At 63.7% G+C, this 24,724-nt stretch carries 22 protein-coding genes and 1 pseudogene; 17 read left to right on the forward strand and 6 right to left on the reverse strand.

Annotated elements, in window-relative coordinates:
• Positions 1-28 precede the first annotated feature (28 nt).
• Together HB860_RS11520 and fabV are read right to left on the reverse strand one after the other, a co-directional pair.
• A complete protein-coding gene (locus HB860_RS11520; RefSeq protein WP_247626734.1) occupies positions 29-1,504 on the reverse strand; it encodes a YfcC family protein in 1,476 nt (491 codons plus the stop codon).
• A 163-nt stretch (positions 1,505-1,667) separates the two neighbouring features.
• Positions 1,668-2,861, reverse strand: a complete 1,194-nt coding sequence (fabV, locus tag HB860_RS11525; protein WP_247626735.1) for an enoyl-ACP reductase FabV — start codon at positions 2,859-2,861, stop codon at positions 1,668-1,670.
• Between the two features lie 260 nt (positions 2,862-3,121).
• Here fabV and HB860_RS11530 point away from each other — a divergent pair, with 260 nt between their 5' ends.
• On the forward strand, positions 3,122-3,568 hold the full coding sequence (locus HB860_RS11530; protein ID WP_247626736.1) for a DUF4124 domain-containing protein: 447 nt from the start codon (positions 3,122-3,124) through the stop codon (positions 3,566-3,568).
• An 85-nt stretch (positions 3,569-3,653) separates the two neighbouring features.
• Here the strand turns inward: HB860_RS11530 and HB860_RS11535 are convergent, their stop codons facing one another.
• Positions 3,654-6,074, reverse strand: a complete 2,421-nt coding sequence (locus HB860_RS11535; RefSeq protein ID WP_247626737.1) for a beta-glucosidase family protein — start codon at positions 6,072-6,074, stop codon at positions 3,654-3,656.
• 297 nt (positions 6,075-6,371) lie between these two features.
• Between HB860_RS11535 and HB860_RS11540 the strand changes: the two genes are divergently transcribed.
• A complete protein-coding gene (locus HB860_RS11540) occupies positions 6,372-7,409 on the forward strand; it encodes a helix-turn-helix domain-containing protein (RefSeq protein WP_247626738.1) in 1,038 nt (345 codons plus the stop codon).
• A gap of 324 nt (positions 7,410-7,733) precedes the next feature.
• The gene (locus HB860_RS22285) at positions 7,734-9,032 is read left to right on the forward strand and encodes a methyl-accepting chemotaxis protein (RefSeq protein WP_348773030.1); all 1,299 of its coding nucleotides are present in this window, start codon (positions 7,734-7,736) and stop codon (positions 9,030-9,032) included.
• An 80-nt stretch (positions 9,033-9,112) separates the two neighbouring features.
• Here HB860_RS22285 and HB860_RS11555 read toward each other — a convergent pair whose 3' ends face one another.
• Both HB860_RS11555 and HB860_RS11560 read right to left on the reverse strand, forming a co-directional pair.
• Positions 9,113-9,310 carry a hypothetical protein gene (locus HB860_RS11555; RefSeq protein WP_139434130.1) on the reverse strand — a complete coding sequence of 66 codons (198 nt, stop codon included), beginning with the start codon at positions 9,308-9,310 and terminating at the stop codon, positions 9,113-9,115.
• Between the two features lie 61 nt (positions 9,311-9,371).
• Positions 9,372-10,268, reverse strand: a complete 897-nt coding sequence (locus tag HB860_RS11560) for a DMT family transporter (protein ID WP_247626739.1) — start codon at positions 10,266-10,268, stop codon at positions 9,372-9,374.
• Between the two features lie 111 nt (positions 10,269-10,379).
• Here HB860_RS11560 and rsxA point away from each other — a divergent pair, with 111 nt between their 5' ends.
• From rsxA to gloA, 8 genes are all read left to right on the forward strand, one after another.
• Positions 10,380-10,961 carry an electron transport complex subunit RsxA gene (gene rsxA / locus HB860_RS11565; RefSeq protein WP_005326871.1) on the forward strand — a complete coding sequence of 194 codons (582 nt, stop codon included), beginning with the start codon at positions 10,380-10,382 and terminating at the stop codon, positions 10,959-10,961.
• Between the two features lie 4 nt (positions 10,962-10,965).
• On the forward strand, positions 10,966-11,532 hold the full coding sequence (gene rsxB, locus HB860_RS11570) for an electron transport complex subunit RsxB (protein ID WP_247626740.1): 567 nt from the start codon (positions 10,966-10,968) through the stop codon (positions 11,530-11,532).
• A gap of 14 nt (positions 11,533-11,546) precedes the next feature.
• The gene (gene rsxC, locus HB860_RS11575; protein WP_247626741.1) at positions 11,547-14,282 is read left to right on the forward strand and encodes an electron transport complex subunit RsxC; all 2,736 of its coding nucleotides are present in this window, start codon (positions 11,547-11,549) and stop codon (positions 14,280-14,282) included.
• 3 nt (positions 14,283-14,285) lie between these two features.
• Positions 14,286-15,338, forward strand: coding sequence for an electron transport complex subunit RsxD (rsxD, locus tag HB860_RS11580; protein ID WP_042648615.1), 1,053 nt, complete (start codon positions 14,286-14,288; stop codon positions 15,336-15,338).
• Positions 15,339-15,444: 106 nt separating this feature from the next.
• Complete coding sequence (gene rsxG, locus HB860_RS11585; protein WP_247626742.1) at positions 15,445-16,077, forward strand: electron transport complex subunit RsxG; 633 nt, start codon at positions 15,445-15,447, stop codon at positions 16,075-16,077.
• A 38-nt stretch (positions 16,078-16,115) separates the two neighbouring features.
• A complete protein-coding gene (locus HB860_RS11590; protein WP_162519109.1) occupies positions 16,116-16,874 on the forward strand; it encodes an electron transport complex subunit E in 759 nt (252 codons plus the stop codon).
• A 30-nt stretch (positions 16,875-16,904) separates the two neighbouring features.
• Positions 16,905-17,546, forward strand: coding sequence for an endonuclease III (nth, locus tag HB860_RS11595; RefSeq protein WP_247626743.1), 642 nt, complete (start codon positions 16,905-16,907; stop codon positions 17,544-17,546).
• A 193-nt stretch (positions 17,547-17,739) separates the two neighbouring features.
• Positions 17,740-18,147 carry a lactoylglutathione lyase gene (gene gloA / locus HB860_RS11600; RefSeq protein WP_025326535.1) on the forward strand — a complete coding sequence of 136 codons (408 nt, stop codon included), beginning with the start codon at positions 17,740-17,742 and terminating at the stop codon, positions 18,145-18,147.
• A gap of 81 nt (positions 18,148-18,228) precedes the next feature.
• Here the strand turns inward: gloA and HB860_RS11605 are convergent, their stop codons facing one another.
• Positions 18,229-19,860, reverse strand: coding sequence for a methyl-accepting chemotaxis protein (locus HB860_RS11605; RefSeq protein ID WP_247626744.1), 1,632 nt, complete (start codon positions 19,858-19,860; stop codon positions 18,229-18,231).
• 336 nt (positions 19,861-20,196) lie between these two features.
• Here HB860_RS11605 and HB860_RS11610 point away from each other — a divergent pair, with 336 nt between their 5' ends.
• From HB860_RS11610 to HB860_RS11630, 6 genes and pseudogenes are all read left to right on the forward strand, one after another.
• Positions 20,197-21,126, forward strand: a complete 930-nt coding sequence (locus HB860_RS11610; RefSeq protein ID WP_247626745.1) for a ZIP family metal transporter — start codon at positions 20,197-20,199, stop codon at positions 21,124-21,126.
• A 39-nt stretch (positions 21,127-21,165) separates the two neighbouring features.
• A pseudogene (locus HB860_RS22360) lies at positions 21,166-21,266 on the forward strand (ZIP family metal transporter); the annotation flags it as partial.
• Between the two features lie 94 nt (positions 21,267-21,360).
• Positions 21,361-22,119 (forward strand): substrate-binding periplasmic protein, encoded by a 759-nt coding sequence (locus tag HB860_RS11615; RefSeq protein WP_247626746.1) that lies wholly within the window; start codon positions 21,361-21,363, stop codon positions 22,117-22,119.
• A 109-nt stretch (positions 22,120-22,228) separates the two neighbouring features.
• The gene (gene mtnN, locus HB860_RS11620; RefSeq protein WP_171274041.1) at positions 22,229-22,921 is read left to right on the forward strand and encodes a 5'-methylthioadenosine/S-adenosylhomocysteine nucleosidase; all 693 of its coding nucleotides are present in this window, start codon (positions 22,229-22,231) and stop codon (positions 22,919-22,921) included.
• 26 nt (positions 22,922-22,947) lie between these two features.
• Positions 22,948-23,880: a cobalamin biosynthesis protein CobD/CbiB gene (locus HB860_RS11625; RefSeq protein ID WP_247626938.1), complete on the forward strand. Its 933-nt coding sequence runs from the start codon at positions 22,948-22,950 to the stop codon at positions 23,878-23,880.
• Positions 23,873-24,712, forward strand: coding sequence for a cobalamin-binding protein (locus HB860_RS11630; protein WP_247626747.1), 840 nt, complete (start codon positions 23,873-23,875; stop codon positions 24,710-24,712). Before HB860_RS11625 ends, HB860_RS11630 begins: the two co-directional genes overlap by 8 nt.
• The last annotated feature ends 12 nt before the right edge of the window (positions 24,713-24,724 follow it).

Raw genomic sequence — 24,724 nt, forward strand, 5'->3', positions numbered from 1 at the left:
TTGTTATCTGTCGTTTTTATCCGTGCCATCAGCCGTGGAGCAGGGCCCCGGCCACCAGCACCCCCATGGTGATGAGAGCGACGCCGATGATGAAGGGCAGCACCCAGCGCACGAAGCGATCGTAGGGGATCCTGGCGAGCGCCAGCCCCGCCACCAGGTGGGCGGCGGTGGGAGCGAACAGGTTGATCCAGCCGGAGGCGGACTGATAGGCGGTGATCACCAGATCCCGGGAGATACCAGAGAAGTCCGCCAGCGGCCCCATCAGCGGCATGGAGACGGTCGCCAGCCCCGAGGTGGAGGGAATGAAGAAGCTCAGGATGATGTGCACCAGATAGGCCATCAGGATGAAGACCGACGACGACAGCCCGCTCACCAGCCCTTCGGCCCAGTGCAATATGGTGTCGATGATGACGCCCTGCTCCATCACCACATAGATGCCCCGCGCCACCGCGACCACCAGGGCCACCCCGATGAGATCCCGTGCACCGTTGAGGAAGGTCGCCACATAGCTGGACTCCGGCATCCGGTTAATGATCGCAATCAGGATGGAGGCGCTGAAGAACAGGGTGGAGAGCTCGTCGAACCACCAGCCTAAAGTAGGCAGCAGATCGATCCCCAGATCCGACCAAGGCACCACCGCATAGATCATCAGCAGGAAGGTGCCGAAGAAGACCAGCATGGTGAGCTTCTGCTTGCCGCTGAAGGCGAGGTTGCCGCTCTTCATCTGGGAGAACTCGTCGTCATAGACGATGTCGGCCAGCACTGAGCGGGACTTGTCCTGCTGCACCTGCTTGGCGTAGCGCATCACGAACCAGGAGGCGAAGATCACCAGCAGCAGCCACTGCACAACCCTAAGACCAATCCCCTCACCGATGGGAATGCCGGCAAAACCGGAGGCAATGCCGGTGGCAAAGGGGTTGACGGTGGAGGCGAGCACCCCGACCCCGGAGCCGAGCAAGATGATCCCCGCCGCCACCATGCGATCGAAGCCAGCGGCCATCATCACCGGCACGATGAGCGCCCAGAAGGCCACCGTCTCCTCCGCCATGCCGAAGGTGGATCCGCCGAGGGCAAAGAGCGCGATCAGCACGGGGATCAGCAGCCGCTCGCGCCCGGCGAAGGCGCGCACTATGGCCCCCACCCCGGCATCGAGCGCCCCGCTCTGCATGGTCACCGCCAGAAAGCCGCCGATGATGAGCACGAAGAGCGCCACGTCCGCCGCCTTGTGAAAGCCCTGGATCGGCGCCTTGAGCACCTCGAACACCCCCTGCGGCTGGGCGGGCAGCTCTGTGTAGCTGCCGGGCACCGGCAGCAGCCGCTCGTCGCCGCTGTAGTCGGCCACGGCGGCCGCCGCCACCGGCTGCTGGGTCTTTGCCGTCAGGTAGTTGTACTTGCCCGCCGGCAGCACCCAGGTGAGGGCCGCCATCAGGGCGATGATGATGAAAAGCAGGGTATAAACGGTGGGGAGTTGGCGCTTCTTGGGCGCCTCGGTTGATGTGGTCATGGCTTCCCTTCCTCGGCAATGCCGTCATGTGATCCAAACAGCGCAAGACTAGCGGGTTTGTTCGGGGAAAAAGGTGATCGCGGATAATAAACCTGCGGCAACAGCTTGAATGAGCAGCAAAAAAAACAGGGCCCCGCAGGGCCCTGTCGTCACATGGTCAGGCTCAGAGCTCGACCACGTCGAATGTCACGTCCGGATTCACATCCGCATCGTAATCCACCTCGTCCAGACCGAAACCGAACAGGCGCAGGAACTCCTGCTTGTAGCCGGCGTAGTCGGTGAGCTCACAGAGATTCTCGGTGGTGATGGAGGGCCAGAGATCGCGGCAGGTCTGCTGCACGTCTTCACGCAGCTCCCAGTCATCCATGCGGATGCGGGCCTGCTCGTCCAGTGCCAGCTCCTCGCCATAGAGACGGGTGCGCAGCATGCGATCCACCTGCTCCATGCAACCCTCGTGAATGCCCTTCTCCTTCATGATCTTGAAGGCCATGGAGATATAGAGCGGCATCACAGGAATGGCGGAGGAGGCCTGGGTCACCACGGATTTGAGCACGGCGACGTGGGCGGTACCGCCCTTGGCGGCCAGATCGCCACGGATGGCGGCGGCGGCGCGGTCCAGATCTTCCTTGGCGCGGCCCAGGGTGCCATGCCAGTAGATGGGCCAGGTCAGATCGGTGCCGATGTAGGAGTAGGCCACGGACTTGGCGCCGTCGGCCAGCACGCCCGCATCACGCAGGGCAGCCATCCACAGCTCCCAGTCCTGACCGCCCATGACGGTGATGGTGCTCTGGATCTCTTCCTCGTTCGCCGGCTCGACGGTGGCGGTGATGATCTGATCCTTGTTGGTGTCGATGGCGGTGGAGGTGTAGACCTCGCCGATGGGCTTGAGGGCGGAGCGCACCACTTCGCCGCTGTCCGGCATCTTGCGCACCGGGGAGGCCAGGGAGTAGACCACCAGATCGATTTGACCCAGATCCTGCTTGATGAGCTCGATCACCTTGGCACGGCACTCGTGGGAGAAGGCATCGCCGTTGACGCTCTTGGCGTAGAGGCCCGCCTCTTTGGCGGCCTTGTCGAAGGCGGCGGAGTTGTACCAGCCGGCGGAGCCCGTCTTGGTCTCGGAGCTCGGCTTTTCGAAGAAGACGCCAATGGTGGCGGCGCCGCTACCGAAGGCAGTGGCAATCCGGGAGGCCAGACCATAACCGGTGGAGGCGCCGATCACCAGTACCTTCTTGGGACCATTCTCGATGGTGCCCTTGGCCTGGGTGTAAGCGATCTGGCGACGAACATTGGCTTCACAACCGACCGGGTGAGTGGTGGTGCAGATAAAGCCGCGAACCTTGGGTTTGATAATCATAGGGGTCTCGGATCCGTTAAATGGATGAAATCGGGGCATAAGATACCTCATTGTGGCCCGCTATGGTGCTCTGATGTGTTGAACTGCCGGGAAAACCGGCCAACATCCCGCCGTTTGGCACGGCAACCGGGCACCCTGCGTGCAGGAAATGAGGACAGGGCGGCACGGGCCCCCCCTCGCTTTCATTGCGGGTGTCGGGGGCGATTGTCTGACCCGGCACCATGTACTAGTGTGCAAGGGGAGGATTCAAGGAGGAGTCTATGTCACGCACCCTGGTCATCTGCCTCGCCCTGCTGGTGGCGGCCACCCCGCTCTCTGCCGAGGTATACAAATGCACCGTCAACGGCAACATCACCTTCAGCGACATTCCCTGCACCGGTGACAGCGAGCCGGTGCGGATGAACATCTTCACCCCCTCGCCCGAGGAGGTCGAGCGGGCGAACAAGCGAACCCGGGATATAGAGGAGAACCTGGCCAGCGGTCGGAAGCAACGCCAGCTTGAGGCCCTGCGCACCGGGATGGGCGCCAGGGATCAGAAGATGACCCCTGAGATAGCCGGTGAGCGCAATGAACAGAGGGCGACGACCGAGACAAGCGATCTTGAGGACAGAGTACGCTCTCCCGGGATGCAGGGCGTGGCGCGCCAATACCAGAACGAGATGGAGGCGCTGAACAAACAGATCTCGACCCTGCAGCAGAAGAAATAGACTCAGGCTCCTGGCTGACCAGAGTTCCGGGACAGTGAAGCGGACATGAAAAGGGGGAGCCAAGGCTCCCCCACACTTTTTTCGCTCAATACTGCGTTTCGAAAGAGGCCTCCATCACCCCGGCCGGCAAGGCCAGTGCCCCCGGCGTGGTCTTGCTGACCACCAGCTTGCTGCTCACCGTGAAGGTCTGCGGCGTGACGCTCCCCACCTCGGAGGAGGCTGCGACATAGACCTTGTAGACCCCGGGTTCGATGATCCATTCGCTGTTGGCGTTGTCGAAGCTGGCGAGCCAGCTGGCCGGGATCTCGAAGTTCAGGGTTTCGCTCGCCCCCGCGGCCAACAGCTGGGTCTTGGCAAACGCCTTGAGCTCGATGGCCGGCTTGCTGAGGGTCCCAGCCGGGGCTGCCACATAGACTTGAGCCACCTCCCGACCAGAGACACTGCCGCTGTTGTAGACGGTAGTGGTCAGGGTCACCTGGCCACCGGCCTCGGATAGAGAATTGCTCTGTACAGATGTATTTTTGTAGTCGAATTGCGTGTAAGAAAGACCGTGGCCGAAGGGATAATTCACCCCCTTGCCGAAGGTCGCGTAATAGCGATACCCCACATAGATGCCTTCGTTGTAGTAGTGGGTGTCGATCTTGCCATCCCCGTCGGTATCCGTGCCCGGGAAACCCGCAGACGAAGGCACATCCTGATAGCGCATGGGGAAGGTCTGGGTCAGCTTGCCGCTCGGATTGACAGTCCCCGACAACAGATCGGCGATGGCATTGCCCGCCTCCTGCCCCGGCATGTAAGCCAGCAGGATGGCATCGACCTTGTCCTGCCAGGCGCTGGTGTCCATGACGCCGCCGATGTTGAGCAACACCACTACCTTCTTGCCAAGACTGTGGAAAGCACTGCTGACGTCGTCGATGAGCGTCTGCTCCACATCGGAGAGCAGATAATCCCCCTTCCCGCTCAGGCGATCCTCCCCTTGCGCCGAGTTGCGACCAAGGGTGATGACGGCGACATCATTGCTGGCGGCATAAGTCGCTATCTCGGCCTGGCTCAGGGATGGCTCAGGGCAGCTAACTATGATCGAGATGCCGCCAAAGTCGCTCGTGCTCTTGTTCTGCTCGAAAAAGGTGCGATAGAAGTCCGCAAGCCCGGTGTCGACACTGAACTGCCGGGCCAGCCCGTCCACCACATTGACGGTATAGGCCGCGTTCACGTCGCCGCTACCAGCGCCGCCCTTGAGAGTATTGACCTGAGTGATCCCGAAGGAGGCCAACTTGATCCCCTTCGCCAGGGGCAGGCTGCCCTGCTCGTTTTTCAGCAACACCATGCCATCACTGGCAGCCTGGCGCGATAACCTGGCATGGCCAGCCAGATCCGGCGCATTGCTGGCGATAACCCCCTGGTTCGATGGCATCTTCAGCACCTGGGTCAGGATCCGCACCGCCCCCTGCCTGATGTCATCCGCGCTCAGATCGCCGGCGGCATAGGCCTCCTGCAAGCCGGTCAGGGCATCGCCGTAGCCATAGGGCAGCGCCGGGCCACCGGGTTCGATAAGATCGTTGCCGGACTTGATCATGTCCGCATAGTGGCCATCACCCGACCACCAGTCACTCACGACGAAGCCTTCAAACCCCCATTCATCCCGCAGCACCCGGGTATTGAGATCCGCCCACTGGCCCGTGTAGGTGCCATTGACCTTGTTCATGGCGGTCATCACGGCCCAGGGATTGGCGTGCTCCTCGGCGTACTGGAAGCCCCGCAGGTAGATCTCCCGGATGGCCCTTGGGGAGATGATGTTGTCGACGATGGATCGGGAGGTCTCGGCGTTGTTGGCGATGAAGTGCTTGATGGTGGTGCCCACCCCCTGGGCCTGGGCTCCGTTCACCTCGGCAGCCCCCATCACCCCGGACACCAGGGGATCTTCGGAGAAGTATTCGAAGCTGCGCCCATTGAGAGGGTCACGCTGAATGTTCATACCGGGGGCAAGCCAGACATCCAGCCCGTACTCTTTGACCTCGTTGCCGATGGCGGCCCCCACCTGCTTGACCAGGCTCGCATCCCAGGTCGACGCCAACAGAGTGCCCACCGGGAAGGCGGTGCCGTAGAAGGTGCCGGTTTCCCCCTCCCGGGTCGGCGTGATGCGCACCCCGGCGGCGCCATCGGCCAGCTTGCTGGCGGCGATGTCGAGCCCGGAGTCGGCGTTGAACACGCCGCTGATGTAGCCCACGCTGCCCGGCACGTCACCCTTGAGGTTGTTGATCGCCTCCTTGTTCACCTCAAGGCCGCGGCTGGTAAACACGTAACCCGGTCCCACCAGCATGCCCAGCTGTTCGTCGTGGGTCATTTTGGCCACCATGCCTTCCGCCAGGGTCCGATAATAGGCATTGTCCTTGACCACCTCTTGCGGCGCCGACGAGCTGTTGTCGTTGCACCCCTGAGCCCCAAGGATCAGCGCGACGGCGATGGCAAGGGCGCTCCATTGATACCCTTTATTGTTATGCTGCATATAATTCCCTTTCATTCCATTATTCAGGTGAATAAACAAGCCGAACTAGCCAGCGCAGCTTAACGCGAGGGCCAGGGTGCCTGCTTTGCATGGGGGAGCAGCCATTTTGCATTGGGGAGTGGGACGCCAATATCACCACGGCGGTCACAACGTTACCTTTGGTTACAGTTACCGACACTCGGTTGCACTGCATTTGATCTGACTCTCAGTTATCCCTTGCATAACATGCCTTAATTTCCCGAACAGCAGGATGCTGCGGGGCCACGACAGGCATGTTTCCGGCATGAGGAAATAAAAATGGGAAAGAGCGTTTCAAATATCATCGCCAGATCGACGCTCTATCTATTAGAAGAGGGTGGCGTCAATACCGACGCCATAAAAACACTGTGCCAACTCAGCCAATATGAGCTGGATAGAGCGGATGGCCGGCTCTCACAAAGGCAGCATCTGCGTTTTATCAAGGCGACATCGGCATATGACTTCTTATGGCAGGAGCGCCTGTCGCAAAGCCATTCCCCCGCATCGCTCATCGACGGTGCCTATGAGATGTTTCCCGATCTCGTCGGTTATTGCCTCAACCAGCCGACGGCCGAGGAGGCTGTGCTCGGTTATATCCACAACCGGATCATCATCGGCAATTGCGACCATTTCACCATTGCCCAAGCGGACGACCAACTCGCCATAACCTATGTCGAAGACCAGGAACTGGTGCAGCGCAACCACTCCGCCATCGGTAATTTCATGTTGCTGAAGGAGTTGGTGCGCCTCTATGCTCCCGGGGTGGAGACCGCCGTCAGCTTGCGCGGGGCAGCGGAGCCCGGCCGCAAGCAACTCGACGAGGGCTTCGGCTGCCATTGCCAGTTTGATCAGGCGGCCAACGTCATCCACTTCAAGAGCGCCGCCCTGACGAGCCGGGCCGAGCACTATCTTCCGCTGCTCAACCGGAATCAGCACCAGCAGATCAGCCGCAGAGTCGCTGCGCTGGAATATGAGCAAGGATTCTCGACCCTTGTCATGTCATTGCTAGAAAAGGCCATCGAAAATAACTGTCTCAATGATGAAGCCAGCTTCATGGAATATATTTGTGGCCTGATCGGCATGAGTCGTTGGACCATAAATGCCAGGCTCAAGCAGGAAAATAGCCATCTCAGCATGTTATTGAAAAATGTACGCATTAAAAAAGCCTGCGCCTGGTTGGCCGAAACCGACATGAGTATTCAGGATATCAGTGAGCGACTTCGCTTCTCTTCCCTCTCGGTATTTTCACGCTTCTTCTCCACCCACATGGGCACCCCGCCATTGCATTATCGGCGTCGGCTCGGTCAAGGTGGTTAACGACTCGCAATAGTCGGCGCTCTGCCAATAAACACCCTAGTGGACATGGCGCCAAATGCAGCGTGGCCGCCCCCATCGTCAGTGCCAATTGATACATATTTATGACAAAAATGGCTCGAAGTTGAGCGCCGTGGATAACGAACCCGTATGGAGCCCTCCTGAGAGGCAGGGATGCAGAAGAAAACAATTAATCGAGATTAAAAATTAAAAAACTTCAAAAAGTTAAGCTGGAGTCGATTAAGGTTCATCAAGCAGCAATGTTATTGTTAATTCACTCAGATTACTGTCGGTCTGTCATTCAAGGGTCTCATGGAGGAGCTCCATATGTTCTGGAATCACAAAGCAAGCAAGGAAGCGAGTGAACAGGTGGTGAAGATGGCAGAGCTGGGGGCTTTCGAGCAGGCCATCCAGTCCCAGGTGCCTTTCATCCAGTTCACTCCGGCCGGCACAGTCACCTTCGTCAACGATCTCTTTCTGAAGATCGTGGGCTTTCAGTGGGAGGAGGTGATTGGCAAGCACCACAGTGCGCTCTGCTTCCCGGAGGACGTCAAGACCCGTGACTACGAGAGCCTGTGGCAGGATCTGCGCGGCGGCATCTCCCGCAACGGCCGCTTCATCCGCCAGTCGAAATCGGGCAAGGCTGTCTGGCTGGAGGCCACCTATTTCCCCATCATGATCGATGGCAAGGTGGCACGCGTCGCCAAGGTCGCCTCGGACGTGACCCAGCAGCAGTCTTCCCTCGAGCGCACCCAGGCCCTGCTGGTGGCGCTCGACAAATCCCTGGCGGTGATCGACTTCCAGCCGGATGGCACCGTCATCACCGCCAACCAGAACTTCCTCCACTGCTTCGGCTACCGGCTGGAGGAGGTGGTCGGCAAACACCACCGCCAGTTCTGCGACCCCGAGTTCTACCAGAAAAACCCCAACTTCTGGCGCGATCTCGGCTCGGGGGACATCAAGTCCGGACTCTTCATGCGCCTTGGTCACCGCGGGGAGAAGATCTGGCTGGAGGCGACCTACAATCCCATCTTCAACCACGAGGGCAAGGTGGTCAAAATCATCAAGCTGGCGAGCGACATCACTGAGCGGGTGGAAAAATCCATCTCCACCCGGGAGGCGGCCCAGAAGGCCTGCACCATCGCCAGCGAAACCGTCGCCAGTGCCGCCAAGGGGCGTGAGGTGATCGACAAGGTGCTTGAGACCTCTTCCCACATCAACACCTCGGTCAACGAGGTGAGCAAGCAGATAGATCTGCTCAATCAGCAATCCAAGAGCATAGAGTCCATCATCTCCACCATCAGCGGCATCGCGGATCAGACCAACCTGCTGGCACTCAATGCCGCCATCGAGGCAGCCAGGGCCGGCGAGCAGGGCCGGGGGTTTGCGGTGGTCGCCGACGAGGTGAGGCAGCTGGCGGCCAGAACCTCGACCTCCACCAACGAGATCGTCTCCGTCATCAAGCACAACTCCGACATCACCTCCAAGATCACCCAGACCGTCTCCGTCGTCTCAGGCAAGGCGGTGGCGGGGCAGGATCAGGCCAACATCATCGCCGACGTCATCAAGGAGATCATCGAGGACGCCAACTCGGTCTCGGACACCGTCAAGAGTCTCTCCATCTGAGACCTTGGCGCACCATCCAATAAAAAACGCGGGGCCAGGCCCCGCGTTGTTTTTTGCTCATCCAGACACTCAAAGAGGCGTCAATCCCCTCCCTGCAGATAGTGCCTCGCCTCCTCGTCGGCCTGACCCAGGGCCAGCTCCCACAACTCGGCGATGCAGAGCCCCTCCTCCCCCACCGCCGCTTCCTCCAGGGCCTCCAGGGCCCTGGCATCGGCCAGGGTAAAAGGGTGGTGACTCAACAAGGTCTTGGCCTCGGCCAGCAACTTCATGTCGCTCATGGTGTGGTTCCTTTATGGCCAGCATAGGCCCCTGTCCAGACTGTAGCCGATCGGGGGGAAGTCAACTCTGGGCGGCGGCGCTGCGCACCCGGTTTTTGCCCGCGGGCAACTGACCGACCCCGATGCCGGCCAGCACGGCGGCGCAGGCAACCCATTGCAGGGCACCCAGCGTCTCCCCCAGCAGCAGATAGGCGAGCAGCAGGGTAAAGACCGGAATGAGGTTCACATAGGCGGCCGCCAGGGTCACCTTCACCTGGGTGACCGACCAGTTGTAGAGCAGGTAAGCCCCAAGGGTCACGAAGGCGCCGAGGAAGAGGATGACCCCCATGTCCTGCCAGGCCCAGTCCGCGGGCCAGGGGGCACTGAAGGCGAAGGGGGCGAAGAAGAGGGTGCCGACGAAGGCCTGCAGGGCGGTCAGGGTCAGCACACCGTAGCGGCTGGAGAGCTTCTTGAACACCACCGAGTAAGTGGCGGCGCAGAGCATGGCCCCCATCTCCAGACTGTTGCCGAGCAGGGCATTGGGAGCGAACTCATCCGCCCCCTCGGCCAGCCCCAGCAGGGCGATGCCGCAGATGGCGATGGCAAAACCCAGCAGCTGACGGCGGCTCACCCGCTCCCTCAGCAACACGAAGGCCACCAGGGCCACCATCAGGGGCAGCAGCGCACAGACCATGCCCGCCTGCCCGGCACTGGTGTAGCGCAGGGCATTGACCTCCAGCAGAAAATAGAGGCAGGGCTCCAAGGCGCCCATCAGGGCCAGCCAGCGCCAATCCCCTTTTTGATAGTGGAAGTTGCCGAGGTGACGGTAACACAGCAGCCAGCAGCCCGATGCCACCGCCATGCGCATAAACAGCACCTGACCGAAGGACCAGACCTCCAGCACATGTTTGAGGGCGATAAAGGAGCTGGACCAGAGCAGCATGGCCAGGGTGAGGGTCAGTATGGGTAACGGGCGCACAATGCCTCCATGAATTGGGCCCCCGAATAATAACCATACGGCCTTGCGGTTGTCTAAAGGCACCTAACATCAGATAATACTGCCGCCTTCACACCGGAAAACCCATCGTCAATGACTGAGTACCTGCTTTTACTGGTCAGTACCGTGCTGATCAACAACTTCGTGCTGGTGAAGTTTCTCGGCCTCTGCCCCTTCATGGGCGTCTCCGGCAAGCTGGAAACCGCCATCGGCATGGGACTGGCCACCACCTTCGTGATGACGCTCGCCAGCGCCTGCTCCTATCTGATGGAGCACTATATCCTGATCCCGCTGGACATCGCCTATCTGCGCACCCTGGGCTTCATCCTGGTGATCGCCGTGGTGGTGCAGTTCACCGAGATGGTGATCCGCAAGAGCAGCCCGACCCTCTATCGCCTGCTCGGCATCTTCCTGCCCCTCATCACCACCAACTGCGCCGTGCTGGGCGTCGCGCTGCTGAGCATCAACGAGCGTCACAACTTCATCCAGAGCATCATCTACGGCTTCGGGGCTGCCTGCGGTTTCTCGCTGGTGCTGATCCTGTTTGCCGCCATGCGTGAGCGTCTGGTGGCCGCCGACGTGCCAGCCCCCTTTCGCGGCGTCTCCATCGCCATGGTCACCGCCGGCCTGATGTCCCTGGCCTTCATGGGCTTTACCGGCCTCATCAAGATATAGCTCTATGACTCACATACTCTTTGCCATCCTGGTGCTGGCCCTGCTGGCCCTGGCCTTCGGCATCATTCTGGGCTATGCCGCCGTCAAGTTTCATGTGCAGGCCGACCCCATCGTCGACCAGCTCGATGCCCTGCTGCCCCAGACCCAGTGCGGCCAGTGCGGCTACCCGGGCTGCAAGCCCTACGCCGAGGCCCTGGCCAACGGCGACAAGATCAACAAGTGCGTGCCCGGTGGCGATACCACCATGCGCAAGATAGCGGATCTGATGGGGGTCGAGCCCCAGCCGCTGGACGGTGGCGACGAAGCGGCCGTCCCCGTCAAGAAAGTCGCCTTCATTCACGAGGACATGTGCATAGGTTGCACCAAGTGCATCCAGGCCTGCCCGGTCGATGCCATCCTCGGCGCCACCAAGGCGATGCACACCGTCATCGCGGCCGAGTGCACCGGGTGCGATCTCTGCGTCGACCCCTGCCCGACTGACTGTATCGAGATGATCCCGGTGCCGACCACGGTCGACAACTGGAAATGGGATCTGGCCAAGGTCGCCATTCCGGTCAAGATAGTGGAATAAACAGCGGAGTAACCATGCAGCATCTGCTAGAACGCATCAAAGCCGGCACCCTCTGGGATTTTCACGGTGGCATTCATCCTCCCGAGAACAAGCACCAGTCCAGCCTGACCCCCGTCGTGGACGCGGGGCTTCCCCCCCAGCTCATCATACCGGTGCGCCAGCACGCGGGCCCGGCCGGCGAACTGCTGGTGCGGGTGGGTGACAGGGTCAAGAAGGGCCAACCGCTGACCCGTCATGACAAGGGTCGCATAGTGCCGGTGCACGCCTCCACCTCGGGCACCATCACCGCCATCGAACAACACACGGTGGCACACCCCTCGGGCCTGGACGATCTCTGCGTCATCCTGACCCCGGACGGAGAAGATGCCTGGGGTGAGCGCAACCCCCAACCCGACTACTGGAATCTGGAGCGGGGCGACCTGCTCGAGCGCATCCAGCAGGCGGGCGTCGCTGGGCTCGGTGGCGCCGTCTTCCCGACTCACAGCAAGCTCGATGGCCGCGGCCAGCTCACCGAGATCCTGATCGTCAACGGCCTGGAGTGTGAACCCTACATCACCACAGACGATCGCCTGATGCAGGAGTATGCCGACGAGATCATGGACGGCATCCGGGTGCTCAAGCACCTGCTCAAGCCCAAGCTGACCCTGATCGGGGTGGAAGACAACAAGCCGGCGGCCATCGACGCCCTGACCCGCCATGCCACAGACGAGGATGTGCTGGTCAAGTCAGTGCCGACCAAGTACCCCTCCGGCGGTGCCAAGCAGACCATAGAGCTGCTCACCGGGCGCCAGGTGCCCAAGGGAGGCCGGGCGGTCGACATGGGCATCATGGTGCTCAACGTCGCCACCGTCTTTGCCATCAAGCGCGCCATCATCGACGGCGAGCCGCTCATCTCGCGCATCGTCACCCTCACCGGTGACGCCTTCAAAAAGCCCGGCAATGCCTGGGTGCGCCTCGGCACCCCGGTGCGCTGGCTGCTGCAGCGTTTCGAACTGCAACCGGAGGCGGATCAGCGGGTCATCATGGGGGGCCCCATGATGGGCTTCACCCTGCCCCATGCCATGGTGCCCGTGGTCAAGGCCACCAACTGCCTGCTCTCCCCCACCCGCGCCGAGCTGCCGCCCCCCGGCCCCGAACAGGCCTGCATCCGTTGCAGCGCCTGTGCCGACGCCTGCCCCGCCAACCTGCTGCCCCAGGAGCTCTACTGGTACAGCCGGGTCAAGGAGTATGACAAGGCCGAGAAGCTCAACCTGTTCGACTGCATAGAGTGCGGGGCCTGTGCCTGGGTCTGCCCGAGCGAGATCCCCCTGGTGCAGTACTACAAGATTGCCAAGGATGACATCCGCGAGGTCCGTGCCGAGCACGAGAAGGCGGAGCGCGCCAAGCAGCGCTTCGAGGCCAAGCAGGCCCGCTTCGAGCGGGACAAGGCCGCGCGGGAGGCTCGCCACGCCGAGGCCGCCGCCCAGCGTCGCCAGGCCATGGCCGCGGCCGGGGGGGATGATCCCGTCGCCGCCGCCCTGGCCCGCCTCAAGGCCAAGCAGGAGGCCGCCAGCGCAGAGCCTCAGCCGGACAACGCCGCCATGATGGCCGCCCGCGAGGCGCGCAAGCAGGAGGCGCTGGCGCGCCGCGCCGCCAAGGCGGTCGAGACCGCACAGCCGGATGATGCCGGCACGGCTGTCGTTGCCGAAGCAGATCCCAAGAAGGCCGCCATCGCCGCCGCCCTGGCTCGCGCCAAGGCCAAGAAGGCTGCCCAGGCTGCCGGTGACGAGGCCAGCAACACGGCTGCCGCCCCGGGCGAGCCGGTGGCCGAGCCCGCTGCCGAGACCGATCCCAAGAAGGCGGCCATCGCCGCCGCCCTGGCCCGCGCCAAGGCCAAGAAGGCTGCCCAGGCTGCCGGTGACGAGACCAGCAACACGGCTGCCGCCCCGAGCGAGCCGGTGACTGAGCCCGCTGCCGAGGCCGATCCCAAGAAGGCGGCCATTGCGGCTGCCATCGCCCGCGCCAAGGCCAAGAAGGCTGCCGGTGACGAGGCCAGCAACACGGCTGCCGCTCCGGGTGAGCCGGTGGCCGAGCCCGCTGCCGAGGTCGATCCCAAGAAGGCGGCCATCGCCGCGGCCATCGCCCGCGCCAAGGCCAAGAAGGCTGCCGGTGACGAGGCCAGCAACACGGCTGCCGCCCCGGGCGAGCCGGTGGCTGAGCCAGCCCCCGAGGTCGACCCCAAGAAGGCGGCCATCGCCGCCGCCATCGCCCGTGCCAAGGCCAAGAAGGCTGCCGGTGACGAGGCCAGCAACACTGCTGCCGCCTCGGGCGAGCCGGTGGCTGAGCCAGCCCCCGAGGTCGACCCCAAGAAGGCGGCCATCGCCGCTGCCATCGCCCGCGCCAAGGCCAAAAAGGCTGTCCAGGCTGCCGGTGACGAAGCCAGCAACACGGCTGCCGCTCCGAGTGAGCCGGTGGCCGAGCCCGCTGCCGAGGTCGATCCCAAGAAGGCGGCCATCGCCGCCGCCATCGCCCGCGCCAAGGCCAAGAAGCTGGCGGCCGCTGCCGAGGTCGCGCCCGAGGCACCCGTCCCCTCAAGTGACGCCGTGAGCGACACGCTGGCCGCCCCGGGGGAGCCGGTGGCCGAGCCAGCCCCCGAGGTCGACCCCAAGAAGGCGGCCATCGCCGCTGCCATCGCCCGTGCCAAGGCCAGGAAGCTGGCGGCCGACGCCGCGGCGCACACCCCTTCCCCTTCGACCGACAAGAGCCACTGATCCATGTTCAATCTCGCGAGTGCGCCCTTCGCCCATAACCGCAGACAGACCCAGACCCTGATGCTGCTGGTGATCCTGGCCTGTCTGCCCGGCTTCCTGGCCCAGACCTGGTTCTTCGGCTGGGGGACCCTGATCCAGATCCTGCTGGCCCTGGTGACGGCCCTGGGCTGCGAGGCCCTGGTCCTGCGCCTGCGCGGCCGCCCTGTCAAACCGGCCCTGCTGGACGGCAGCGCGGCCCTCACCGCCGTGCTGATCGGCCTCTCCCTGCCCCCCCTGCTGCCCTGGTGGATGCTGGTGCTGGGCACCGCCTTTGCCATCATCATCGCCAAGCACCTCTATGGCGGGCTCGGTCAGAACCTGTTCAACCCGGCCATGGTGGCCTATGTGCTGCTGCTGGTCTCCTTCCCGGTCCAGATGACCAGCTGGCTGCCCCCCTCCAGCATCGCTGCCTACGGGGTCGACTTTGGGGATGCCGTCTCGGTGATCTTCACCGGCTTCAGCCTGGATGGCTACAGCCTGGCGCAGCTCAAGCAGGGGGTGGATGGCCTGACCATGGCCACTCCCCTCGACACCCTGAAGACGGGCCTGACCCAGGGGCTCACCGCCAGCGAAGTGATGACTCACGCCGTGTTCGAGGGTTGGGGCGGGATTGGCTGGAGCTGGGTCAACCTCGGCTACCTGCTGGGTGGCCTCTTCCTGCTGCAGCAGAAGGTGATCAACTGGCGCATTCCCACCGCCGTGCTGGGGGCCCTGCTGCTCTCTGCCACCCTGGGTTATCTGGCCACGCCGGACGCCACCGCCACCCCCATGCTGCACCTGTTCAGCGGCGCCACCATGCTGGGGGCCTTCTTCATCGCCACCGATCCGGTGAGCGCCAGCACCACGGCCAGGGGGCGCCTCATCTACGGCGTGCTGATCGGCGTGCTGGTCTATCTCATCCGTCGCTTCGGCGGCTACCCGGACGCCTTCGCCTTCGCCGTGTTGCTGGCCAACCTCTGCGTGCCGCTCATCGACAGCCTGACCCGTCCCAAGGTCTATGGGGATCGCCGCAAATGAGCCAGCCTCTGCGTAGCCACTCCCATCGACAGCCTGACTCGTCCCAAGGTCTGTGGGGATCGCCGCAAATGATCATCGCGCACATCTCACTCTCAGGAGCCTTCCCATGTTAAAGAGCATGCGCAAAAACGGCGTCACCCTGGCCCTGTTCGCCCTCGGCTGCACCGCCATGGTGGTGCTGACCAACGAGCTGACCCGGGATCGCATCGCCCACCAGCAACAGCTGGAGAAGCTGCGCACCCTGGAGGCCCTGCTGCCGGCGGGGAGCTATGACAACGATCTGGTGGCCAGCTGCAGGCTGGTCACCAGCCGCGAGTACCTGGGCAGCGATCAGCCCATGCCGCTCTACACCGCGACCCTCAAGGGGGAGCACACCGGCTATGCGCTGGAAACCGTGGCCCCCGACGGCTACAGTGGGGCCATTCGCATGGTGATCGGCACAGACGCCAGCGGCGCCATCAGCTCGGTGCGGGTGCTGGCCCACAAGGAGACCCCGGGTCTTGGCGACAAGATCGAGCTGAAAAAATCGAGCTGGATAGAGAGCTTCGTCGGCAAGTTCCTCACCAAGGAGAACGCGGCGAGCTGGGCGGTGAAGAAGGATGGCGGCGAATTTGACGCCTTCACCGGCGCCACCATCACCCCCCGCGCCGTGGTCAAGGCGGTGAAGAATCTGCTGCTGCTGCAACAGGAGCACCCTGAGCTGCTGCAACAGGCCCCCTCCTGTGACGCCACCCCCTGACACCGGAGCCCCGTATGGCGCATACAACGGAACAAGCAATGGAACAAGTTGATGTGATTGACGGCCAGAGCCCGGCCGATGAGGGCAACAGCCGCCGCGAAGAGCTCAAGGAGCTGATGCTGCAGGGGCTGTGGAAGAACAACCCCTCCCTGGTGCAGGTGCTGGGGCTCTGCCCGACCCTGGCAGTCTCCTCCACCTTTACCAATGCCCTGGGGCTGGGTCTTGCGACCATGGTGGTGCTGGTCTGCTCCAACCTGGCCGTCTCCCTGGTGCGCAACTGGGTGCCCAAGGACATTCGCATCCCGGTCTACGTGATGATCATCGCGGCCCTGGTGACCAGCGTGCAGCTGTTGATGAACGCCTACACCTATGGCCTCTATCAGGCGCTCGGCATCTTCATCGCCCTCATCGTCACCAACTGCGTCATCATAGGCCGGGCCGAGGCCTATGCCTCCAAGAACCCGCCCCTGCTGGCGGCCATCGACGGCTTCATGATGGGGCTGGGCTTCACCCTGGTGCTGCTGTTGCTGGGGGGCCTGCGTGAGATCATCGGCATGGGCACCCTGTTCGACGGCGCCGATCTGCTGCTGGGGGAGTGGGCCAGATCCCTGCGCATCGAGTTGTTCCACGCCGATGCCAGCCTGCTGCTGGCCATTTTGCCGCCGGGGGGCTTCATCGGCCTGGGGCTGCTCATCGCCGGCAAGAACGCCATCAACGACTGGATGGGCCGCAAGCAGCGTGCCGACAAGGCCCACTGCAGCCTGCCCGCAGCCGGTGCCCGCACCACCCAGCTCTGAGGGCTGGCACCAAGACAGACATGAGACGCGATGAATAACCAAAAACGCAGAGAGATACTGGAACGGCTGCGGGAGAACAACCCGCACCCCACCACAGAACTCAACTTCAGCTCGCCGTTCGAGCTGCTGATCGCCGTGCTGCTGTCGGCCCAGGCGACCGATGTCAGCGTCAACAAGGCCACCGACAAGCTCTATCCGGTGGCCAATACCCCGGCCGCCATGCTGGCGCTCGGAGTGGACGGCGTGAAGGAGTACATCAAGACCATAGGCTTGTTCAACACCAAGGCCGAGAACGTCATCAAGACCTGCGCCATCCTGCTGGAGCGCCACGGCGGCGAGGTGCCGGAAAACCGCGAGGCACTGGAAGCCCTGCCGGGGGTGGGCCGAAAGACCGCCAACGTGGTGCTCAACACCGCCTTCGGCTGGTCCACCATAGCGGTCGATACCCATATCTTCCGGGTGTCGAATCGCACCGGCTTCGCGGTGGGCAAGAACGTGGATCAGGTGGAGGAGAAGCTGCTGAAGGTGGTGCCCGCCGAGTTCAAGCTGGATGTGCACCACTGGCTCATCCTGCACGGGCGCTACACCTGTCTGGCGCGCAAGCCACGCTGCGGCTCCTGTATCATCGAAGACCTGTGCGAGTACAAAGAAAAAGTCTACCCGGAGAGCTGAGCAATGGGGTGCCGCCACAGCCACCCGTCTGGCTCGCACACGTCTACGGCCGTGGCGCCTGTATCATCGAACAGTTGTGCGAATACAAAGAAAAGGTCTACCCGCAGAGCTGAACGACCTCCTGTCCGTTCACTGCCCGACCTCAAGACCTAGATTGAAAGCAGTACCAATCACCAACCCGGAGAATTGAGCAATGAGAATTCTGCATACCATGCTGCGCGTCGGCGACCTGCAACGCTCCATCGACTTCTACACCCGCGTGCTGGGCATGACACTGCTGCGCAAGAGCGAGAACAGCGAATACAAGTACACCCTGGCCTTCGTCGGTTACGGTGACGAGAAGGACGAGGCCGTCATCGAGCTCACCTACAACTGGGGCGTGAGCGAGTACGAGCTGGGCTCCGCCTACGGCCACATCGCCCTGGAAGCGGACGACATCTATGGCACCTGCGACGCCCTGCGCGCCGCCGGCGCAAAGATCACCCGCGAGCCGGGCCCGGTCAAGGGTGGCACCACTGTCATCGCCTTCGTGGAAGACCCGGACGGTTACAAGATTGAGCTGATCGCCAAGAAAGACACCGGAACCGGCCTCGGCGTCTGAGCCAGACCGGCACCCTGGTGGTGACATAGCAAACGGGGCCCTGGGGCCCCGTTTTTGTTACTACTCTGCCAGCCGCCACCATCAGGCGAGGCGGAAGCGACCTATGGTCTGGCGCAGGCTCGCCGCCAGCTGGCTCAGCTCCAGACAGGCGCGGGCAGTGTGATCGGCACCGGTCGCCACCTCGTTGGAAGACTCGTTGATCCGCTCCACGTTGCGGCCCAGCTCGTCGGAGACCGCATCCTGCTCGCCGCAGGCGCTGGCGATCTGGATCGCCATGTCGGCAATCTGGCCGACCGCCTCCTCGATCTGCTGGATCCCCGAGCTGGTCTGCTCGCTCTGGCTCACGCACTGGCGGATCATCTCGCAGCTCTGGCTGGTCACCGCCTTCGCCTGGTTGGCACGGGCCTGCAGGGTTTCGATGATGGCGACGATCTCGCCGGTCGAGGCCTGGGTACGGCCCGCCAGGGTGCGCACCTCATCGGCCACCACCGCAAAACCGCGCCCCTGCTCGCCGGCGCGGGCCGCCTCTATGGCGGCATTGAGCGCCAGCAGGTTGGTCTGATCGGCGATGCCGCGAATGACGTCCACCACCAGGTTGATCTGGGCCGATTCGCGCTCCAGCTCCGCCACCAGGGTGCCCGCCTGCTCCATCTCCTCGGCAACCCGGGTGATGGCCACCAGGGCGCCCTGCACATCCTGATTGCCGCGACGGGCCAGGGCATTGGCCGAGCTGGCGGACTCCGAGGCGACCTCGGTGTTGCCCGCCACATCGGCCACCGTCGCCTTCATCTGGGCCATGGCGGTCGCCACCAGGGAGATCTCCTGCTGCTGGCTCTGGATCCCCTGGGCCGACTGCTCGGAGACGGCGCTCACCTCCTCGATGGCGGCCCCCAGCTGGGTCACGGCGGCGACCACCTCTTCGATGAGACCGCGCAGGTTGTCCTGCATCTTGAGGGAGGCACTGGCCAGCATGCCCAGCTCATCCTGCCCTATGTGCTGGCGATCCAGCCTGTGGGTCAAGTTCCCCTGCGCGATGGCATTGGCCTGGGCGACCACGGCCTGCAACGGCAGGCAGATCTGGCGCGTGAGGAACCAGGTCATCACCCCCATGAACAGCAGCAGGGCGCCGATGCTCACAGTGGCGAAGGTCGTCACCATGTTGACGCTGCCAAGCAGGCTGCCGCGGTTCTCCTTGACGAAGCCGAGGTTCACGTCCACCAGGGCGTTGACCCCCTGCTCCAGCTCGGTGTAGCTCCCGTTGGACTGGAACAGCGCGTCCCTGGCCTGCTCCTTGAGCCCCTGCACCAGCAGGCTGTCGACCCGATTGACCGCGCTCAGGTAGTGCAGCCACTGCTGCTTGGCCCGGTTGAACACCTGGCGCTCATGCTCGGCCCCGACGGTGGCCTCATAGGCGCTAAGGGCGCGCTCCACCTTGGCCACGCTCTCCTGGATGCGGCCGCGACGGGCCTGCACATCGGCGGCGTCCTCGACCATCAGCAGGGCAAACTGGGCGCGGCGCACATAGGAGACGTCATAGAGCAGGTTCTCTACCGAGATCACGCTCGGCAGGGTGGAATCGGTGAAATTGAGTACCCGATCCCGTACTCCGCGCAGTTCGCTGGCGAGAAAAAGACCGAATATCACGTTGATGGCGGCGATAACCGCAAAGACCACGGCAATCTTCTTGCCGATGGAGAGGTTCTTGTAAGACATGTTGACTGGTGATCCTCGACTGCTGATAAGCAGGTGCACTGTGGCGATCACATCCGTGTAAACGGTGACCCGAGACTCCTGACGGGAAAATGAAACAACACGAACAAGCGGGGAAGAGCGTTCGCAGGCGCGCACCCTATCACAGCTGCCGCCCTCGCTCATCCCTCTCGTGTTGTACAGGGCCATGTCGTTTGGCATGTGCCCGGGATACAAGAGCGACCGGATGACCACAAACTTGAGCCGATTGCCCCAATCGTCCCGCCATCATGGACAAACGGGAGGCCAGGTTATGTAATGGCCCTCTCGTCTCTCCCAACCACAATCCCCCGAGGCCCCATGGATAACGCGTCGACCCTCAGCCCCTCCTGGTCAGTCCAACTGCGCGAGCAGATAGCGGAGCGCCCCCTCATCGCCCTGGGACTGCTGCTCGCCCTGGCCGCCGTGCTGCTGCTCCTGTTGCAGAGCCTCATCCTGCTGGCGGCCGGTGACATCAGCCCCGGGGTGCGTTATGGCCTCATCGGCGGCGTCGCCGGGTTTGCCGCCACGGCGCTGGGTGCCCTGCCCGCCCTGTTCCTGCGATCTGTTCCTCAGCGGGTGGAAGACGCCATGCTGGGCTTTGCCGCCGGCATGATGCTGGCGGCCAGCGCCTTCTCCCTGCTGCTGCCGGGGCTGGAGGCGGCCGAGGGGATCACAGGTGACGGCTTTCTCGCCGCTGCCGTGGTGGTGGCCGGCATGACCCTCGGGGTCTTGCTGATGCTGGGGCTGGATCAATTCACCCCCCACGAGCACGACAAGACAGGCCCCTGCGGCCCCGGCCACGAGAGCTGCTCCCGGGTCTGGCTGTTCGTGTTTGCCATCGCCCTGCACAACCTGCCGGAAGGCATGGCCATCGGGGTCAGCTTCTCCCAAGGGGACATGGCGGTGGGGCTGCCGCTCACTACCGCCATCGCCCTGCAGGACATCCCCGAGGGGCTGGCGGTGGCGCTCGCCATGTGCGCCGCCGGCTTTCGTCCCTCGGTCGCCGTCATGGTGGCCATCGGCAGCGGCCTGCTGGAACCGCTCGGCGCCCTGCTCGGGGTCGGGCTCGCCAGCGGCATGGCCATCGCCTACCCCATAGGTCTCGGGCTCGCGGCTGGCGCCATGTTGTTCGTGGTCTCCCACGAGGTGATCCCCGAGACCCACCGCAACGGCCACCAGACCCACGCCACCCTTGGCCTGATGGCCGGCTTTGCCCTGATGATGACGCTGGATACGGCCTTGGGTTGATATGGGTGCAAGAGGCCGGGGCAGGATGCAAACCTTCTGGTGACCCCCGAGACCCACCGCAACGGCCATCAGACCCATCTCCACCCGGGGCTGATGGCCGGCTTGCCCTGATGATGACGCAAGATACGGCCTTGGGTTGATAACACGCTGATAAATAGCCTAATGTCTAGTTCCTTGCGTTCCTGATCCGGCTGATAATGGGTTAGCGTCGCCCCTATCGAGACCCTGTATGAGATGATCTTCCGGATGGCTCTGCTGCTTTGCCTGCTTGCCCCAGCCCGTGGGGCCATCGGTGCCACCGAGGTTTACCACACGGCGGCACAAGCCGACTCGGCCCCCAAATACCTGACCCTGGCGGGAGGGAAGATCGGCGGGATCTGCGTCGATCTGTTTCGGCGCATGGAGGCACGGGAGCCGACCCTGCGCATCGCGGGAGATCAGGCCTCCCTGCCCCTCAAGCGCCTGGAGAAGAAGGTGCGGCACGGCCAGCTGGATTTCATCTGCGGCGTGGGGGACAGCCCGGAGCGCCGCAGCCAGTTCGTCTACCTGCAACCCGCCATCTTCACGGTGCGCTACCACCTGGCGGTGCGCAGCGACGATCCGGTCGAGATCCGGGGCTGGGAGGACGTCAGGGCACTCGGTCAGCAGGGGATCATCCTCATCAATCACGGCAGCGGCGCCATCGCGCGGCTCCAGGCCATTGGCGGCCTCCTCATCGACAGCGGCGGAATAGGCAGCAGGGCCAACTACGACAAGCTGTTGATGAAGCGGGCGCGCTTCGTCTACTACCGCTCCCCGGGGTTTGAATCCGATCTGCGCGAGCATGGGCTGGGGGAGCGGATCCGCATTCTCCCCACAGTGATGGAAGAGACCCCCTTCTACATACTGTTCCACCGCCACAGTGCCCCCGAGCGACTGACCCTGTTTGCCAACACCCTGCAACGGCTCGCGACAAGTGGCGAACTGGCCGCCCTGGTCGAGCGCTACCGCTGACGCAGGTGATGCCCCGGCAACCCCACAGGAATGCTCGGCGTCACCGCCAAGTTTTGTTATCATCCCCGCCAACTTTTCCGGCCCAGCGGCCACAGAGACGAGGTAGATGATGAAAGTAGGTATTATCGGCGCCATGGAGCAGGAAGTGGCCCTGCTGCGCAGCCAGCTCAGTGAACCCACCACCCTGCAACTGGGCGGCTGCGAGTTCTATCAGGGCCGTCTGGCCGGTAAAGAGGTGATCCTGACCCGCTCCGGCATCGGCAAGGTTGCCGCCAGCGTCGCCACCAGCCTGCTGCTGGAGAAATTTGCCCCCGACTGCGTCATCAACACCGGCTCCGCCGGCGGCTTCGCCCAGGACTTGCACATCGGGGACGTGGTCATCGCCAGCGAGATGCGTTTCCACGACGTGGACGTGACCGCCTTCGGTTACGAGATGGGTCAGATGGCCCAGCAGCCCGCCGCCTTCCCCTGCGATGACAGGCTCATCGCCCTGGCCCAGGCCTGCATCGCCGAGCAAGGCAAGCACCAGACCAAGGTCGGCCTCATCTGCACCGGTGATCAGTTCATGTGCAAGCCGGACGCCATCGCCAAGGCCCGCGCCGACTTCCCGCAGATGCTGGCAGTCGAGATGGAAGGGGCCGCCATCGGCCAGGTATGCCACATGTTCAAGGTGCCCTATCTGGTGGTGCGCGCCATGTCCGACATCGCCGGCAAGGAGCAGGTGGAATCCTTCGATGCCTTCATCGAGGTGGCGGGTCAACACTCCGCCGAGGTGATCATGGCGCTGCTCGGCAAGCTGTGATCGACACCCTCCCCTGGGACGCCCTGATGAGCGCCCTCGCCTCGACGACGGCGGCCATCATGGTGGGTGCCGCCCTGCTGGAAGCCCTGCTGCCCTGGCCCGCGCGTTTCAGGCCCGGCGCCACTGTGCCGCTGCTGGCCCGCCTCGGCCACAAGGTGTATCGCCCGGACGGTTCGCCCGGTCAGCAACGCCAGGCGGGGCTGCTGGCCCTGCTGGTGGTCTGGGTGCCCTGCGCCGCCGGCCTCTGGGCGGTACGCAACCTCTCCCTCTCCGAGCCCCTGTTCGACCTGCTGTTCCTGCTGCTGATGCTGGAGTCGCGCCCCCTGCGGGAGCTCGCCCAGGGGAGCCGCGCCCTGGCGACCCAGGAGACGCTAGTCGTGGCGAGGTTGCAGGTCGCCCCCTGGCTCAAGCGGGAGACCGGCAAGCTCTCGGTGATGGGATTGAACAAGGCGGTGAGCGAGACCTGCGTGCTGCGTCTCGTGGGCCAGTGGGCCGGCCCCCTGCTGGGCTTTGCCCTGGCCGGGGTGCAAGGGGCCCTGCTCTGGCGCCTCGCCCAGCTGATGAATCAGGCCTGGAGCCCGAAACAGGCGGAGTTCGTCCACTTCGGCCGCGCCGCCAGTGCGCTCTATCAGGGGCTCTGCGCCCCCGCCATACTGCTGCTGGCGCTCCCCCTCGCGCTGACCCGGTTGCGCCAGCTTGGGGGCAAGCTGCGCCTTGCCCTGCGCTGGCCCTATCCGGCCATGGGCGCCCTGCTCGGCCTGCTGGCACAGAGCACGGGCAGCCGCCTCGGGGGCCCCCGCTACTATCAGGGCCAGCTGGTGCGCCTCCCGGTGCTGGGCGATGGGAGCGAGCCCGACGCCACCCTGCCCCGGCGCCTGCTCCATCGCCTGCTGCTGATCGGCTGGGGCTGGCTCGGGCTCTCGCTGATCCTGACCCTGATGGCACTGACTCATGGCTGACCGCTTCCCCCTTCGCACCCTCTGCCTGCTGCTGTGCCTGCTCGGCTTGCCCCTGTCAGGCGCGGCGGCCACCCCGCAGCGCATCATCAGCCTCACCCCCCACCTGACCGAGCTGCTGTACGACATAGGGGCCGGGGATCGCATAGTCGCCACCGACGATGCCTCCGATTTCCCCCCCGAAGTGGCGCCCCTGCCACGGGTTGCCAACTATCGCAGCATCAACCTGGAGGCACTGCTGGCCCAGAAGCCGGATCTGGTGGTGGCCTGGCGCTCGGCCCAGTCCCGCATGCTGGCCCCCGTCGAGAAGCTCGGCATCCCCGTCTTCTACTCGGAGCCCACCGACTTTGCCTCCCTGGCCGACGAGATGCGCAGCCTGGGGCGCCTGCTCGGCACCCGGCTGAAGGCCGACCAGCAGGCCGACGCCTATCTGGCCAGACTCGATGCCCTGAAACAGCGCTACGGCAAGCCCAAGCCGGTCTCGGTCTTCTATCAGCTCTGGTATCCACCGCTCACCAGCGTCAACGACTCGACCTGGCCGGGCCACGCCATCAGGCTCTGCGGTGGCCGCAATATCATGGCGGATGCCAGCTCCCCCTACCCCCAGGTCGGGCTGGAGCAGGTGATCAAGGCCAACCCCGGGCTTATCCTGGCCGGCAGCCGGGATCCCGCCGTGCTGGCCCACTGGCGCCAGTGGTCCATGCTGGATGCCGTCAAGCAGCAGCGGCTCGTTCTCATCAACCCGGATGAGCTGCACCGTTTCACCCCGCGTGCCCTCAACGCGGTGGAGCAGGTATGCGAGGCGATCGCCGGCAGCAGCCCGCCATCGGCCTGATCCCGGGCGTCG

Origin of the sequence: Aeromonas genomosp. paramedia (genome assembly GCF_023093515.1) — a bacterium.
Classification (GTDB): Bacteria; Pseudomonadota; Gammaproteobacteria; order Enterobacterales; family Aeromonadaceae; genus Aeromonas.

Excerpts from the sequence above, each read along its gene's own strand:
- HB860_RS11520 (WP_247626734.1), bottom strand. The coding sequence starts at position 1,504 with ATGACCACATCAACCGAGGCGCCCAAGAAGCGCCAACTCCCCACCGTT.
- fabV (WP_247626735.1), bottom strand. The coding sequence starts at position 2,861 with ATGATTATCAAACCCAAGGTTCGCGGCTTTATCTGCACCACCACTCAC.
- HB860_RS11530 (WP_247626736.1), top strand. The coding sequence starts at position 3,122 with ATGTCACGCACCCTGGTCATCTGCCTCGCCCTGCTGGTGGCGGCCACC.
- HB860_RS11535 (WP_247626737.1), bottom strand. The coding sequence starts at position 6,074 with ATGCAGCATAACAATAAAGGGTATCAATGGAGCGCCCTTGCCATCGCC.
- HB860_RS11540 (WP_247626738.1), top strand. The coding sequence starts at position 6,372 with ATGGGAAAGAGCGTTTCAAATATCATCGCCAGATCGACGCTCTATCTA.
- HB860_RS22285 (WP_348773030.1), top strand. The coding sequence starts at position 7,734 with ATGTTCTGGAATCACAAAGCAAGCAAGGAAGCGAGTGAACAGGTGGTG.
- HB860_RS11555 (WP_139434130.1), bottom strand. The coding sequence starts at position 9,310 with ATGAGCGACATGAAGTTGCTGGCCGAGGCCAAGACCTTGTTGAGTCAC.
- rsxA (WP_005326871.1), top strand. The coding sequence starts at position 10,380 with ATGACTGAGTACCTGCTTTTACTGGTCAGTACCGTGCTGATCAACAAC.
- rsxB (WP_247626740.1), top strand. The coding sequence starts at position 10,966 with ATGACTCACATACTCTTTGCCATCCTGGTGCTGGCCCTGCTGGCCCTG.
- rsxC (WP_247626741.1), top strand. The coding sequence starts at position 11,547 with ATGCAGCATCTGCTAGAACGCATCAAAGCCGGCACCCTCTGGGATTTT.
- rsxD (WP_042648615.1), top strand. The coding sequence starts at position 14,286 with ATGTTCAATCTCGCGAGTGCGCCCTTCGCCCATAACCGCAGACAGACC.
- rsxG (WP_247626742.1), top strand. The coding sequence starts at position 15,445 with ATGTTAAAGAGCATGCGCAAAAACGGCGTCACCCTGGCCCTGTTCGCC.
- HB860_RS11590 (WP_162519109.1), top strand. The coding sequence starts at position 16,116 with ATGGAACAAGTTGATGTGATTGACGGCCAGAGCCCGGCCGATGAGGGC.
- nth (WP_247626743.1), top strand. The coding sequence starts at position 16,905 with ATGAATAACCAAAAACGCAGAGAGATACTGGAACGGCTGCGGGAGAAC.
- gloA (WP_025326535.1), top strand. The coding sequence starts at position 17,740 with ATGAGAATTCTGCATACCATGCTGCGCGTCGGCGACCTGCAACGCTCC.
- HB860_RS11605 (WP_247626744.1), bottom strand. The coding sequence starts at position 19,860 with ATGTCTTACAAGAACCTCTCCATCGGCAAGAAGATTGCCGTGGTCTTT.
- HB860_RS11610 (WP_247626745.1), top strand. The coding sequence starts at position 20,197 with ATGGATAACGCGTCGACCCTCAGCCCCTCCTGGTCAGTCCAACTGCGC.
- HB860_RS11615 (WP_247626746.1), top strand. The coding sequence starts at position 21,361 with ATGATCTTCCGGATGGCTCTGCTGCTTTGCCTGCTTGCCCCAGCCCGT.
- mtnN (WP_171274041.1), top strand. The coding sequence starts at position 22,229 with ATGAAAGTAGGTATTATCGGCGCCATGGAGCAGGAAGTGGCCCTGCTG.
- HB860_RS11625 (WP_247626938.1), top strand. The coding sequence starts at position 22,948 with ATGAGCGCCCTCGCCTCGACGACGGCGGCCATCATGGTGGGTGCCGCC.
- HB860_RS11630 (WP_247626747.1), top strand. The coding sequence starts at position 23,873 with ATGGCTGACCGCTTCCCCCTTCGCACCCTCTGCCTGCTGCTGTGCCTG.